The organism is Protofrankia sp. CiP1_Cm_nod2 (genome assembly GCF_920664355.1).
Classification (GTDB): domain Bacteria; phylum Actinomycetota; class Actinomycetes; order Frankiales; family Frankiaceae; genus Protofrankia.
In genome coordinates this window covers 1-14,209 of record NZ_CAKKTL010000121.1, presented here as the reverse complement: position 1 = coordinate 14,209, position 14,209 = coordinate 1, and the positions used below count along the sequence as shown (strand labels likewise).

The window sequence follows — 14,209 nt, the reverse complement described above, 5'->3', positions numbered from 1 at the left end:
ACGGCCTGGGCGGGGTCGGGAAGACCCAGCTGGCGGTGGAATACGCCTACCGGCACTTCCATGCCTACGACGTGGTGTGGTGGGTGCCGGCGGAGAAACGGGAACTGGTCGTCGACGCGCTGGCCGCGCTGGCGCAGCGGCTGAAGGTGGGGGTGGCCGGGCAGGCGGAGGAATCCGCACGGGCGGCGCTGGAACTGCTGCGCCACAGCTCCCGTTACCAGAACTGGCTGTTGATCCTGGACAACGCCGCCGAGCCGGCCGATCCGTTCGGTGTGCTGAAAGCGGCGGAGTTCAGCCACGGCCATGTTCTGATCACGTCACGGGACAGCCAGTGGTCCCGGCTGGCCAGCACCGTGGAGGTCGACGTGCTGCCCCGGCCGGAAGCGGTCGGGCTGCTACGCTCCCGCGTCCCCACGATCAGCGAGGTGGACGCGGCACGGATCGCCGCCGTGGTCGGGGACCTGCCACTGGCGCTGGAACAGGCCGGGGCGTGGCTGGCGGAAACCGGGATGGCACCCGCGAAGTATGCCGATCTTCTTGTCGACCAGCTACGGACGCACACGGCCAGGAAAGGGCCGGACGGGTCGCCGGACGGGGCCAGCGGACCCCGGCGGGTGCTCCTGACCAAGGGTGCGCCGGACGGTGTGCAGCCAGTCGCGGCAACGTGGACGGTCGCACTGCACCGTGTGGACGACCCGGCGGTGGTGATGCTGGCCCGGCTGTGGGCGCACTTCGGCCCGGAACCGATCCCGGCTGATCTCGTCCGTCCCGAGACCGCCGAGTTGTTGCCCGATCCGTTACGGGAGGTAGCGGCCGATCAGGTACGGCTGCCGGAGACCGCCGGCCGGCTGGCGCGGCTGGCGGTCGTCCGGCATGTCGACGGCACGGTGGTCATGCACCGGCTGATGCAGGCCGTGCTCCGCGACGACACACCCGCCGCGCTGCGGCCCCGGTTGCGTACGGCCGTGCACCGGCTGCTGGCCGCCGGGCATCCGCCGCACCGGAACCGTCCTGACAGCTGGCCCCGCTACGCCCGCATCCACCCCCATGCCGTCGCGACCGGCCTCGTGGAGGACGATCACCCGGACAGCCGCAGTATGATCATTCGCCTGGTCCGCTACCTGCGGGCACGCGGCGACTACCCGGGCAGCCACAGCCTGGGACTCGACGCTCACACCCGCTGGTCGTCCACTCTCGGCGATGATCATCTGCACACGATCGCGGCCCTGGGCAGTCTCGCGCGCACAGTACGAGCGCAGGGTAACTACGCCGAGGCCCTAATCATGTTCAACGACGTGCTCATCCGACGCCGCCGCATCCTCGGCAAGGACGATCAGGACACGATCACCGCCGCGCGCAACATCGCGTTCACAGTACGGATGCAGGGCCACTACGACGAAGCCCGGACCAGGTTCGAGAACGTACTCACCCAGTCGCGCCACATCCTCGGCAAGGACCATCCGCACACGATCACCGCCATACACGAACTCGCGTTCACGGTACGGGTACAGGGCGACTACGCCGAAGCCCGGAGCATGTTCGAGGACGTGCTCGCCCGGCGCCGCCGCATCCTCGGCGACGACCACCCCGACACGATCACCGCCGCGGCCAATCTCGCGTTCACGATGAGGCTGCTGGGCGACTATGCCAAGGCGTGGACAATGTTCAACGACGTGCTCGACCGACGGCGCCGCGTCCTCGGCGAGGAGCATCCGGACACGATCATCGCCGCGGCCAATCTCGCGGGCCTGTTGCGCGTGCAGGGCATGCACAGCGCGGCACAGGCCGGCATCGAAGACGTACTCACCCGACGGCGACGCATTCTCGGTGAGAACCACCCGGACACGATCACTGCCGTACACGACCTCGCCGTCATGCTACGGACACAAGGCCACCACGCCGAGGCGCGGAGGATGCTCGACGACGTGCTCGCCCGGCGCCGCCGCATCCTCGGCGACGACCATCCGGACACGATCACCGCCGCCCACAACCTCGCGTTGACGGTACGAGCACAGGGCGACCACGCCGAAGCACGGACGATGCTCGACGACGTACTCGCCCGATCACAGCGCATCCTCGGCGAGGACCACCCGGACACGATCACCGCCATGCGCAACATCGCGGTCACCCTACGGCTGCAGGGCCACTATGCCGAAGCGCAGGAGATCTTCGACGACGTGCTCGCCCGGCGCCGCCGCATCCTCGGCGACAACCATCCGGACACGATCACCGCCGCCCACAACCTCGCGGACATCCTACGAATCCAGGGCAACCACTGAAGAGCCCGCGCCACACGTCGACGACATACTCACCCGATCACAGAAAATCCTCGACGAGAACCACCCGGACACAATCAACATCCGCCAGAAGCCCCAGTTGTAGGTGGAAACCGGCACGGTAGCGACGGTTTCCACCTACAGCAGCGGAAGCCGTAGGTGGAAACCGTCATGGTGGCAGCGGTTTCCACCTACGAGTGTGATGCGGGGCCGCAACCGCCGGCCCATCCGGCAGATGACCAAAGTGGACGATCGAAAATGTCCGTTCCGATGCCGGAGAGCTCGACGGCCACGTCTCGTCGACCCGGCGGCTGCCCGACAATGATCGGCATCATGATGCGCAGATGTGACGATGATGTGCGTACCACCATCGACATCCAAGATGATCTTCACAGGCAGGCCATGTCGATCGCCAGGGACACCTCACGGACACTGAGCGAGACGGTCGCCGATCTCATACGTCGCGGTCTGGGACACGGTGAGACGACGGAGATATCCCGCAGTGAACGAACCGGCCTCCCCCTGGTCCGCCTCGGCAGGATCATCACGACCGAGGACGTCCGCGCCCTGGACGACGATCAGTGACCACTCTTCTGGACGCCAACGTCCTGATCGCGCTCATTGTCAGCGACCACGTCCATCATGACGCCGCCGAAACATGGCTTGCCGACACCGCCGCTAGCTTTGCGACCTGCCCGATCACCGAGGTGGACCGGGGCAACGACCGAGTCCGCCTGATCAGTCCCGACGGCCAGTGCGGGCGGGGCGGGAGTGTCGCGCCGGCGGCAGCCGTCATGCGCCACCGCTGACGCGCCGGACGGGGATTCAGGGGGTGCTCCCGGGCGGCGCGGGACGAGGGCGGGTGGGCCGTTGCCCGGGCCCCGTCGGGGTAAGTGACATGCGGTGCACAAAAAAAGAACCGGTGTGTAAAATGTACTGACGCCGCCGTGGGGCCTTCTTTACTCTTGAATCGTCGGCTGACAGCATGGCAGGGCGGCCCGGGGGGTGACATGCGGCGCGCACGGAACTGTTGCGCCAAAGGTGCCCGCGCCGCGACAGGATTTTCTCCGCGATAGCCCGTGCGCCGCTTTTTCTGCAATTTTGTCAGCGACTTTTCCCGATGGGCCGGCGTGTCGTTCCGGCCCAGTTTCCGACGACCTGCGGGGGCCACAATGTCAGTGGAGGAAACGCCGTCCACGGTGCCAGTGGAGGAAGTACCGTCCGAGCTGCGGGCCGCGGTCGCGGCCCGGGTGGCGGACAGAAGCGAACAGCGCCACGAAAAAATCGCGGTCCTGCGGGAGCCAGGCGGAATCGCGCGGGCGGACGAGCCGGCCCGGGTGGCGACCCGGATCGACCGGCTGGCCCGTTTCTACCCGGATGTGCGGCCGGTCAGCCCGGCCGCGGTGGCCGCCGGGGAACCAGCCGCCACCGCGGCGGCGAGCGCCGTCCTGGAACGGATCCTGGTAACGAACGACCTGCTCGGGGTCGGTTACCTGGAAGGCGGTGTCGCCGCCGCGCGGTCGGTCGGCCGGGTCGTCATCCGGGACGGGCGGGGCCGGCTGGCCGGCTACGGCACCGGCAGCCTGGTCTCCCCGGAGCTGCTGCTGACCAATCATCATGTGCTCCCCGACGCCCGGACAGCCGGGTTCAGCGGTGTCGAATTCGACTATCAGGACGCGCCCGACGGCCGGCCGCTGGCACCCGTCCCCTTCGCGCTGGACCCGGCCCGGTTCTTCGTCGCCGACCAGCGGCTGGACTTCGCGCTGGTCGCGGTGCGGGCCGCCCCGGCGGAGCTGGCCCGGTTCGGGTTCAACCGGCTGTTCGAAGGGGAGGGCAAAGCCATCGTCGGGGACTTCGTCACGATTATCCAGCATCCCGGCGGGGGGAAGAAGCAGGTCGCGCTGCGGGAGAACCGGATCGTGGACCTGCTCGACCTGTTCCTGCACTACGAGACGGACACCGAGCCCGGATCATCCGGCTCGCCGGTCTTCAACGACCAGTGGGAGATCGTCGCGCTGCACCATGCCGCCGTCCAGGCGTCGGACCACAGGGAACTCGGCGGCTTTGTCAACGAGGGGATCCGGATCAGCCGGCTGCTGGCCTTCCTCCGCTCCCAGCCCCTCCCGCCGGAGCAGCAGGCCCTCCTCGACCGGATCTCCGCCGCCCCGGCCGGCCCGGCCAGCCCGCCCACGGCCGTCGCCCCGCCGGAGCGGGCTCCCGAGACCGTCGGTGGCGGGCCTCGGCTCGCGCTCGCGGTCCCGTTCGACATCCGGCTGCGCGGCGACCTGGTCAGCCCCGGCCCGCCCGCCACCACCGGCGAGGACACGACCCGGACCGGCCCGGACCATGCCGCCTTCCGCAGCTACGCACCAGACGGCCACGGCCCCGAAGGCGACCCGGGCACACCGTGGCCGGAGGTCACGTCGCGCTCCTGACCTGTTCGGCCCGGGCCCGGTGGACGGGTGAGGGGCGTCCGCTGCCGCGTCAGCCCGCCGCTCCTCACCCGCTGAGCAGCAGGAACGCCGCGGTCAGGGTGAGCGCGACGGCGGACAGGCCCGGCAGGCGGCGGCCGACACGGGTCAGTTCCTCGGCGGAGACGACCACGGCCAACGCGATCATCCAGACGACGGCGCCGTGCTCGACGACGGCCATGAGAACCATCAACGGCCAGCAGGAGAGCACACATCGCCTGCCGTGCAGGAACGCGAACCGCACGCACGCGACGTCCGCCCGCCGTCCGACCGGCGGCAGCGGCACGGTGCGCCGGCACTGGGCCAGGCTCCGGCGCTTGACCCCGCCGGCCTGCCAGAGCGCCGCGGCCGCGAGCGCGGCCAGCAGCAGTGCCCGGCCGCCGACGCCGGCAACGTCGACGGCCGCGCGCACGCCGAGCAGGGCCACGAGGCCGAACAGGGCCCAGACCGCGATGTAGGTGGCGACGAAGACGGTCATCGCCCGGGCCCGCCGCTCCCGGATGCTGTTGAGGGCGACATGGCGGATGGCCGGCAGCGCCACCGGCAGCATCATCGCCATCGACATGACTGTCCAGGCCGCCACGACCACCAGCTGACATCCACATCACGGGCCACCTGGGGAATTACTTGAGCACAGCCCCTGGGGAATTACCGGTTCTGGCGACGATCACGGGTTCTCGTCCGTGCCGGCCGGGGATGCCCCGCGGATCGCGCGCGTCGTCGTGCTGCCGACTGTGTGTGGGTTCGGGTCCGTACGGGCGGAGTGGGATGCTGGTGCGGTGGGTGACGGGGATGGGGTGGGCGCTCGCCGGGATTTCTTCGTGTCCTATACCGGGCGGGACCGGGCGTGGGCGGAGTGGATCGCCTGGGCGTTGGAGGCAGCCGGCTACACCACGTTGATCCAGGCGTGGGATTTCGGGGCCGGGGCCGGGTTCGTGGAGGAGATGCACCAGGCCGCCCAGGTTGCGGAGCGGACGGTCGCGGTGCTCTCGGCGGCCTATCTGACATCGGTGTACGCGGCGGCGGAGTGGCAGGCCGCCTGGAAGGACGATCCGCTCGGCCGGAGCCGGAAGCTGCTGGTGTTCCGGATCGAGGAGTGTGAACGTCCCGGTCTGCTCGGTCAGATCGTCGCGGTGGACCTGTTCGGGGTCGACAAGGACGCCGCCCGCCGCGCGCTGCTTGCCGCTGCCGCGGGTGAGCGGGGGAAGCCGGCCACCGAACCGGACTTCCCCGGCGGCCCGGCGGGCCCGGCAGCCTCGGCGGCTTCGGTGGGGCCGGTGTTCCCACCGGAGCTGCCGGCGGTGTGGAACGTCCCGCCCCGGCTGGCGCACTTCGTCGGCCGGGGCGATCTGCTGGCCGCGGTCGACCGGCAGCTGGCCGGCTCGGGCGCGGTCGCGGTGTGCGCGCTGCGCGGGCTTGGCGGGGTGGGCAAGACCGCGCTGGCGGTGGAGTACGCCCACCGGCATGCCGGCGGGTTCGATGTGGTGTGGTGGGTGCCGGCGCAGGACCCGGACCTGATCCCGGGCCATGTGGCCGCGCTCGGGGTCGCGCTCGGCCTGCCCGACGGCGCGGAGATCGCGGCGGTGCTGGCCGCGTTACGCCGTCAGCGGCTGCGCTGGCTGCTGCTCCTCGACAATGTCGAGGACCCGGATGTGGTCGGCCCGTTACGGCCGGTGGACGGGGCCGGCCGGCTGCTGGTGACCTCCCGGCGCGGCGGGCTGGACGGGTTCGGCCCGGCGGTGGAGGTAGCGGAACTGACCCGGGCCGAGGCCGTCGGCCTGCTGACCGCCCGGGTGGGCGGGATCGACCCGGCGGTGGCCGGGCGGATCTGCGCGCTGCTGGGGGATCTGGCGTTGGCGGTGGAGCAGGCCGCCGGCTACCTGGTCCAGACCGGGATGCCGCCGGAGGAGTATGCCGAGCTGCTGGCCGGCCGGCTGGAGGACCTGCTGGCCCGGGGCCGGGTGGCGGACCGGCCGGGGATCACCGTGGGGAACCTGTGGGCGTTGTCGGTGCAGCGGCTGCGGACCACGGCGCCAGCGGCGGTCGCCCTGCTGGAGGTGTGCGCGGTGGCCGCCCCGGACCCGCTGCCGGTCGATCTGCTCGTCGACGGGGTGGAGGAACTCCCAGCGGGGCCCCTGCGGGCGGCAGCCGGCGACCGGCTGGCGTGGGCGGAGACGGTCGGGGCGCTGGTCGACTACGGCCTGACCCGCCGGGACGGGCCGGCGGTGACGACCCACCGGCTGATCGCGGCCGCAACCCGGGCCGGGATCAGCCCCGAGGGTCGGATGACGACGGCGGCCACCCTGCTCCGGCTGCTACGGGCCGCGCTGCCCACCGACATCGAGCAGCCGGCGGGCTGGCCCCGCTGGCGCTCCCTGCTGCCGCACGTCCGCGCCGTGCTGGACGGTTATGACGACGGCGGCTGGGACGAACGGACAGCCCCGGTGGTCTCGTGGCTGTGTGACCGCACCGGCAGCTATCTGGCGCATCACGGCCGGCCGGACACGGCCCTCCCCTACCTACGTCGCGGACTCGCCCTCACCGAGACCAGACTCGGCCCCGACCACCCCGACACCCTGACCTCCCGCAACAACCTCGCCGGCGCCTACCAGACGGCGGGGCGGGTGGCGCAGGCCATCGGCCTGTACGAGCAGGCGCTCGCCGACAGTCTGCGGGTTCTCGGTCCTGACCATCCGCTGGTCGTCACGATCAGGGGGAACCTGGCCGCTGCCACCGGTGCTGCGGAACGCTCGGGATAGATCAGAAAACTCCTCGGACGGTGACCACAGGTGGTCTCGTCGCTGGCAGGCCGAGAGGCCGGTCAGCTTCGTCCACCCTGCTCGGACAGGTCGTCGCGAGCGCTGTCGAACGCGCCGATGAAGGGCGGGCGGGGCCCCGCCCGCACCCTCCGCGCTGTGCTCTCCTCGTTCAGCGCCGGGCCGTCGATTCCGTGCTCGGCGCTCCCGCGGGCCAGGTACGGGCCACGATCGCGGGAACTGCTGTCTGCCCAGCTCAGGGGCTGTGGGGCGGATGAGTCGGCCGGTACGCCGGGTTCTGTGGGCCGGGGCCGTGAGACGGCTCCGGCTGGCGGTCATCCATCTCGGGCTGCCGTTGCCGGCAGCCTCCAGCGGTCTACCCGCAGGCTCGGGCGGGCAGCCCTCGAACGCCTGCGCAGCCCCGGAACCCCAAGAGGCTCCAGGACCTTTTGACCTTGCTCCGGGTGGGGTTTACCTAGCCGCCCGGGTCACCCCGGGCGCTGGTGCGCTCTTACCGCACCGTTTCACCCTTACCGGCGCCCGAGGACGCCGGCGGTCTGTTTTCTGTGGCACTGTCCCGCGGGTTACCCCGGGTGGGTGTTACCCACCACCCTGCCCTGTGGAGCCCGGACGTTCCTCGGCGGCTCCGCGGGAGCGGAACCGACGCGACCGCCTGGCCGACTCATCCGTGACCGTCAGCATATGCCATGACGGCCCGTCCCGGCCTGCCCCGGTAACCCAGGACGGGGATACTTCGTGCCAGGACAACAGGCGGTGCCAGGGCAGCGGCGATGCCGGGACAGCGCGGCATCAGCGGCTACACCGCGCCCGGCACAGCCACCGCCCGCGAGGCAACATCATTCTGGAAGACGGCACCATCAGGCACCATCAGGGAGACGAGGGACGGGATCGGCCGTGACAACGCCTGGAGAGCCCACCAAGAAGATCGACCACACTCGCCCGACACAGCCCCCGCCTGCCGGCGGAGCCTGGTCACCGGGTACCGGCGTGCCCGGGGCGAGCGGCACCGGCCCGACCACGCCCACCCCGCCCGCCGGACCGGTCCCACCCGCCGAGCCCGTACCGGCCGAGCGGCGGCGCGGTGTCGCCTACTCCACCTATGCGATCACCGTCCTCGTCCTGCTGCTGGCGATCGCCGTGATCGTTTTCGTCGTGCAGAACAACCAGCGGGTGGACATCTGGCTGTTCGGTTCGACCCACAACATGTCGCTCGCGGGCGCGCTCGCCGCCGCGACGGCGGCCGGCCTCCTGATCGGGCTGCTGATCGGGCTGATCACCCAGATCAGGGTGCGGAAGGAACTGCGCCAGTACCGCCGCGGCAGGCACCCGGCCCAGCAGTCCCGGACACCCTGACCGGACAGCCCGGCCCGGCCCCCGAACCAGACATACGCCCGGATCGGAGCTGTGAGGGTGAGCGTCGCAGCCGTGAGCGCGGTCTCGGACGGCCCGCTTCCTCGGCAGCCGCTCCAGACCTCGTTACGTATATACATATCAGGTCTGATAGGCCGTATCGATCAGGACGATGACTGCCACCCAGGCGGCCCGTAACTTCGCCGGGCTGCTTGATGCGGTCGAGCACGGAGAGGCCGTAGTGATCACGCGTGACGGCGTGGCAGTCGGCCGGTTCGTGCCGGAACGGCATACCGTTGCCGACCGGCTCGGAGAGGCCCTGCGTGAGTACGCGGCAGACCCCGCCTTCGCGGACGATCTCGAAGCGGCGCACACCGACCTGCGAGCCGCCTTCGCCGGTGAGGTCCGCACGTAGCCAGTCGGCGTTTCCTGTCGTTTCCTGTCGTTTCCCGTCGTTTCCTGTCGTCCGAGCCGCTCGTTGCCTCGGGCGGATCGCCGGGAGCGCGGCTACTGGCCCGGCTCGACCAGGTGGGCGGCGTGGATGCCGTCGTTGAAGCCGCGCAGCACCGCGGGGCCGTCCGAGTACCAGTCGATCGTGGAGAGCGACACCAGGTCGAGGTGAAGCCGGTAGAGGACGGCGGGCGAGGCGTCCAGCGCCAGCTGCGTGAGGGCCTTGATCGGGGTCACGTGCGAGACGATCAGGATCCGGCTGCCCGGGTGCGCGGCCAGGACGCGGTCGCGGGCGGCGGTGACCCGCCGGATCGTGGCGAGGATGCTCTCCCCGCCGGGCGGGGCGACCGACGGGTCGGCCAGCCAGGCGTTGAGCTCGTCCGGGAAGCGCTGGCGGACCTCGCCGAAGGTCAGGGCCTCCCAGGTCCCGAAGTCGGTCTCGCGCAGGTCGTCGTCGACCAGGTAGTCCCGGCCGAGGGCGTCCGCGGTCTGCCGGGCCCGTTTCAGCGGCGAGCAGTACACCGCGTCGAAGGGGACGTCGCGCAGCCGCCCCGCCACGGCGAGCGCCTGCGCCTGGCCGACGTCGGTCAGGGTGGCGTCCAGCGTGCCGCTGAACCGCTTCTCCACCGACATCGGGGTCTGCCCGTGGCGCAGCAGCACGGTGGTGGTGGGAGGAGCGGGCGGGGCCATCCAGCCCGACAGCCGGTGGGTGGTCGGTGCCGTGTGCGGGACGGGCTCCGGCGACTGGGGCTCGGGTGGTTCCCAGGTGCGGCCCTGCGCGGCGGCGTCCATGGCCTCGTTCGCCAGCCGGTCGGCGTGGCTGTTGCGCTCCCGCGGAATCCAGGTGTAGCGGACCCGGGGGAACTCCCGCGCGACCTCGGCGGCCTGTGTCGCCAGCGGACGCATGGCCGGATGTTTGATCTTCCAGCGTCCGCTCATCTGCTCGACGACGAGCTTGGAGTCCATCCGGACCTCGACGTCGGCGTCCGGGGCGAGGTCGGCCGCGGCGCGCAGCCCGGCGATCAGGCCCTGGTACTCGGCGACGTTGTTGGTGGCCCGGCCGATCGCGCCCGCCCGCTCGGCCAGGACGGCGCCGGTGCCGGCGTCGCGGACGAGCGCCCCGTAGCCCGCCGGGCCCGGATTGCCCCGCGACCCGCCGTCTGCCTCGACGACGAGCCGGCGTGCCGGACGGTCACTCATGATCGGCTCCTATCCGCCTGCCAGCCCGCCTGCCGGCTCACCGGCCCGGTCCCGTCCGCCGGAGCGCCCCCGTCCACGAGGCCGCGCCCGTCCACGAAGCCGGCCCCGTCCACGAAGCCGGCTTCGTGCGCACGGCCGGCTCCGCCCACGGGCCGCCCGGCCGCGCGTGCCGACCTGGCCCGGCTGGCCCGGCTGGCCCGGCTGGCCCGGCTGGCCCGGCTGGCCCGGTTCACAGGCCTGATTCCGCGGTCCGGACGAGGATGCGCCGGCACTCCTCACAACGCACGACGGCGTCCACCGGAGCCGCGGCGACCTCGCGCAGGTCGCCGCCGGAGAGCTCCAGGTGACATCCCTCGCAGCGGCGCCGCACGAGCCGGGCCGCCCCCACCCCGGCGGACGAGGCGCGCAGCCGTTCGTACAGGGCCACCAGGTCGGCGGGCAGGGCCGGGGCGATGGCCTCGCGTTCGGCGCGGCGGGCCGCCACCTCGTTGTCGATCTCGGCCAGGGCCGCGTCCCGGCTGGCCACGGACGTCGCCCGCTCGGCGTCGACCCGCTCCTGGTCCGCCCTGATCACCCCGGCCCGGGCCTCCAGCCCCTCGGCGGTCTCCATGAGCTCGAGCAGCTCGTCCTCGAGCACGCCCTGCCGGCGGGCCAGCGAGGCGATCTCCGCCTGCAGGTTCTCCAGCTCACGGGCGTTGGTGATCCGCCCGGAGTCCAGCCGTTCGCGGTCCCGGGCGGCCCGGGAGCGCACCAGGTCGACCTCGGTCTCCAGCTTCTGCTGCGAGCGGCCCAGGTCCCGCAGCTGGGTGGAGACCCGGACCAGGTCGTCGTTGAGGGCGGCGAGCTGCGCGTCCAGCTTGTCGATCTCGGCATGCTCGGGCAGGTTGCGCCGGCGCGCGGCGAGCCGGTCAAGGCTGGAGTCGATCGCCTGTACGTCCAACAGGCGAAGCTGGGTCGCTGGATCGGCCTTCATGTGCTCCTCACTGTGCTCCGCGACGGTGCTCCGCGGACGTTGCTCCCGGCGGCATCCGTCACCACTGGTCCCGGCCCTGGTCAGAATCGTCAGCCTGGTCCTGGTCCTGGTCCTGGTCCTGCCCGTGGCCGTGGCTCTGACCCGCCGCTCGGCCGGGATCCGGCCCGGCCGGCCACGACGAGGGCGCGTGCCACCGCCACGGGTCGGTCACCAGGGCGGAGACCGTGGTGTTCACCGTACGGCCTCGGGCGGCCAGACCGGCACGCAGCCGGGCCGCGGCAACGTGCAGCCAGGGCCATTCACTGGCCCAGTGCGCCACGTCCACGAGCGCCACGTCGTGGGCGGCCACGGCGTCGAGGACGTGGTGGTGGCGCCCGTCGGCGGTCACCAGCGCGTCGGCGCCGGCACGCGCGGCGGCACCGGTCAGCTCGCCGCCGGAGCCACCGCAGACCGCGATCCGGCGCACCGGGCGGTCCGGGTCGCCGGTGGCGCGCACCCCGCCGGCGGTGGCGGGCAGCGCGGCGGCCACCCGCGCGCAGAAGACGTGCAGCGGCTCGGCCCGGGGCAGCTCACCGACCCGGCCGAGACCACCGTTGCCGGGCCGGCCCGGGCCGTCCGACGGCTTCCCCGGCCGTCCCAGCCGTCCCAGCCCGCCCAGCCGTCCTGGCTCTCCCCGCCGTTCCGGCCCTCCCGGCCGTTCCGGCCCTCCCGGCCGTTCCGGCTCCCTCGGCTGTTCCGGCCCACCCGGCCGTTCCGGCAGCCTGTCGAGTGGTTCGACGGCGGTGAGCCCGAGTGCGTCCGCGAGCGCGTCGCTCACCCCGGGGCAGGCCACATCGGCGTTCGTGTGGGCGGTGAACAGCGCCACCCCACCGCGGATGGCGGTGGCCACGACCCGGCCGCCCGCGTTCGTCTCGGCCACCGCGTGCACCCCCCGCAGGAACAGTGGATGGTGGGTGACCAGCAGCCGCGCACCCCGCTCGACAGCTTCCCGGACGACCTCGACGACGGGGTCGACGGCGAACAGAACATGCTGAACCGGCATGTCCGGGTCGCCGACGGCGAGCCCCACCGCGTCCCACGACTGGGCCCAGGACGGCGGGTAGCACCGCTCCAGTTCGGCGACGCACTCGGCCACGCTGGGCTGCCGCGCGCGGGCGCCGGCCGGCAGCCCCAGCGGCCCGGGCCGCGATCCGGGCACCCCCAGCACCCCTGATACCACCGATACCCATGACGATCCGGGCGGTGGCCCGGGCCGCGGCCCGAGCGGTGGCCCGGCCGGTGTCCCCGGCGGCCTTCCGCGACGGCCGCCCAGGTCCGGACGAACGGGAGGATGTGATGCTGCCACCGTCCGGACACTACCGGGCTGTGATCGGCGCGGCCGCGCCGGCAGGCCCACCGTGAGGCGGCGGGCACCGGCCGGCCGCCGCGCCGTACCGTGGCCTCTGCGGCAGACGGATCCAAACCGTGCATGCGCGCTTGTTCAGGCACACTCAGGTCGAAGGAGGCGCAATCGTGATATACGCGCCTGCGGAGGCACAACCAGCGCCCACTCGAGGACGTGATTCCGACATGGCGGATGTATCCGTGACGTTCACGATTGCCGGCGACGCCGAGGTCGTACTGACCCTTCCGACCGCACAGGCCGTACGGCTGATCGAGATGCTCATGCACAACGCGGCGGAGGCCCTGGCCGCCCAGGCCCGTGGCGGCCAGCCGGGCCAGCCGGGGCAGCTGGGGCCGCAGACCGGAACGGGCCAGCATCTCCAGCCCACCATGCCGGGCCCCGTGGGCTGGGGTGACCCGCAGCACCGGGGCGAGCCACCACCTTCGGCGCCGCTGCGTCGCCCGCTGTAACCGGCCACCCCGGACAGACAGTCACTATTTGTAATCGTCTTTGGCTGTCACCCGCCCCCGGCCACCCCGGCAGAGCCCATCCCGGCCCCGGTTCCGACGATCTCGGAGCCGGGGCCGGGGCTGTTCCGGATGCGGGATCCACCCGGTTCCCGGCTCGCGCCGGATCCATCCGGCAGGAGGATCTCGGCACCCGCATCCCTGATGCAGATCTTTGTTGTGCGGATATGGCGTCGGGCTGGATATCCGCGCACTTTTCCCAAACGCGGCACAACTCTAGATCAATAAGGTACAACTCCGCACAGTTTGTCCGCACAGCTCAGCCACCAGAAGGGATACGGATCATCCATGGCGGGGGACATACCAGCCGAACAGATCATCGTGACACATGCGTACGCGCAGGCGAGCACGGTACGTGACGGCGGCTCGGGCCCGGCCGACCAGCCACCACCGACCTACGAGCCCGCGCGGGTGCTCCACTGCTACGGCCGGGTCAGTATCGTCAGCCCCGCCACGGCCGCCCTGGAGTCCCTTCCCGGGCCGGACGCCTCCGGCGCCACCGCCGTCGACCCCGCTCATCTCGACGGGCTCGAACGTCTGGGCCTGGCGGCCTTCCAGTTACGCGCCAGCGCCGGCTACCAGCGGACCAAGCAGGACCGCGCGAGATCCGACGAGCTGTGGGACTGGGACCGGCCGTGCACCGACGTCCCACCACCGCGAGGCTCTTCCTCCGGGCGGGCCGCGGGTGGCGGCGGCAGCGTCCCACGGCAGCCGCGCTCCCCCGCCGGCTCGCCCTCCCCCACCGCTCTGGGCGCGGGCAGCCGGCCCGTGCCCGCCGCCGCCCCGGCCGACGGGCAGTCC

12 protein-coding genes, 1 other RNA gene and 1 pseudogene are annotated in these 14,209 nt (G+C 72.0%); 9 read left to right on the top strand and 5 right to left on the bottom strand.

Annotated elements, in window-relative coordinates; translation table 11 throughout:
* The 4 genes from fxsT (NBW84_RS14520) to NBW84_RS14505 all read left to right on the top strand — a co-directional run.
* Positions 1 to 2,279 (top strand): FxSxx-COOH system tetratricopeptide repeat protein (gene fxsT, locus NBW84_RS14520; protein WP_250285262.1); only part of this gene is annotated, 2,279 nt, incomplete at its 5' end.
* Between the two features lie 354 nt (positions 2,280 to 2,633).
* Positions 2,634 to 2,861, top strand: coding sequence for an antitoxin (locus tag NBW84_RS24315; RefSeq protein ID WP_445548452.1), 228 nt, complete (start codon positions 2,634 to 2,636; stop codon positions 2,859 to 2,861).
* The gene (locus NBW84_RS24310) at positions 2,858 to 3,085 is read left to right on the top strand and encodes a hypothetical protein (RefSeq protein WP_445548451.1); all 228 of its coding nucleotides are present in this window, start codon (positions 2,858 to 2,860) and stop codon (positions 3,083 to 3,085) included. The genes NBW84_RS24315 and NBW84_RS24310 overlap by 4 nt, the downstream gene beginning before the upstream one ends.
* A gap of 390 nt (positions 3,086 to 3,475) precedes the next feature.
* The gene (locus tag NBW84_RS14505; protein ID WP_250285260.1) at positions 3,476 to 4,711 is read left to right on the top strand and encodes a trypsin-like serine peptidase; all 1,236 of its coding nucleotides are present in this window, start codon (positions 3,476 to 3,478) and stop codon (positions 4,709 to 4,711) included.
* A gap of 64 nt (positions 4,712 to 4,775) precedes the next feature.
* Here the strand turns inward: NBW84_RS14505 and NBW84_RS14500 are convergent, their stop codons facing one another.
* Positions 4,776 to 5,336 carry a copper chaperone gene (locus NBW84_RS14500; RefSeq protein WP_250285259.1) on the bottom strand — a complete coding sequence of 187 codons (561 nt, stop codon included), beginning with the start codon at positions 5,334 to 5,336 and terminating at the stop codon, positions 4,776 to 4,778.
* Between the two features lie 190 nt (positions 5,337 to 5,526).
* Between NBW84_RS14500 and fxsT (NBW84_RS14495) the strand changes: the two genes are divergently transcribed.
* The gene (fxsT, locus tag NBW84_RS14495; RefSeq protein ID WP_250285258.1) at positions 5,527 to 7,506 is read left to right on the top strand and encodes an FxSxx-COOH system tetratricopeptide repeat protein; all 1,980 of its coding nucleotides are present in this window, start codon (positions 5,527 to 5,529) and stop codon (positions 7,504 to 7,506) included.
* A gap of 268 nt (positions 7,507 to 7,774) precedes the next feature.
* On the opposite strand, the gene rnpB is transcribed toward fxsT (NBW84_RS14495), so the two are convergent.
* An RNA gene (gene rnpB, locus NBW84_RS14490) (RNase P RNA component class A) lies at positions 7,775 to 8,188 on the bottom strand.
* 230 nt (positions 8,189 to 8,418) lie between these two features.
* On the opposite strand from rnpB, the gene NBW84_RS14485 reads away from it, so the two are divergent.
* A complete protein-coding gene (locus NBW84_RS14485) occupies positions 8,419 to 8,877 on the top strand; it encodes a lipopolysaccharide assembly protein LapA domain-containing protein (RefSeq protein WP_250285257.1) in 459 nt (152 codons plus the stop codon).
* 169 nt (positions 8,878 to 9,046) lie between these two features.
* Entirely contained in the window at positions 9,047 to 9,289 is a 243-nt protein-coding gene (locus tag NBW84_RS14480) for a type II toxin-antitoxin system Phd/YefM family antitoxin (protein WP_250285256.1), read from the top strand.
* Between the two features lie 92 nt (positions 9,290 to 9,381).
* On the opposite strand, the gene NBW84_RS14475 is transcribed toward NBW84_RS14480, so the two are convergent.
* The 3 genes from NBW84_RS14475 to NBW84_RS14465 form a co-directional block, all read right to left on the bottom strand.
* Positions 9,382 to 10,524 (bottom strand): bifunctional RNase H/acid phosphatase, encoded by a 1,143-nt coding sequence (locus tag NBW84_RS14475; RefSeq protein WP_250285255.1) that lies wholly within the window; start codon positions 10,522 to 10,524, stop codon positions 9,382 to 9,384.
* Between the two features lie 229 nt (positions 10,525 to 10,753).
* Complete coding sequence (locus tag NBW84_RS14470; RefSeq protein WP_250285254.1) at positions 10,754 to 11,497, bottom strand: CT398-like coiled coil hairpin domain-containing protein; 744 nt, start codon at positions 11,495 to 11,497, stop codon at positions 10,754 to 10,756.
* 58 nt (positions 11,498 to 11,555) lie between these two features.
* On the bottom strand, positions 11,556 to 12,695 hold the full coding sequence (locus tag NBW84_RS14465) for a Nif3-like dinuclear metal center hexameric protein (protein ID WP_250285253.1): 1,140 nt from the start codon (positions 12,693 to 12,695) through the stop codon (positions 11,556 to 11,558).
* Between the two features lie 386 nt (positions 12,696 to 13,081).
* Here NBW84_RS14465 and NBW84_RS14460 point away from each other — a divergent pair, with 386 nt between their 5' ends.
* Positions 13,082 to 13,351, top strand: a complete 270-nt coding sequence (locus NBW84_RS14460) for a hypothetical protein (protein WP_445548453.1) — start codon at positions 13,082 to 13,084, stop codon at positions 13,349 to 13,351.
* 345 nt (positions 13,352 to 13,696) lie between these two features.
* A pseudogene (locus NBW84_RS14455) lies at positions 13,697 to 14,209 on the top strand (hypothetical protein); the annotation flags it as partial.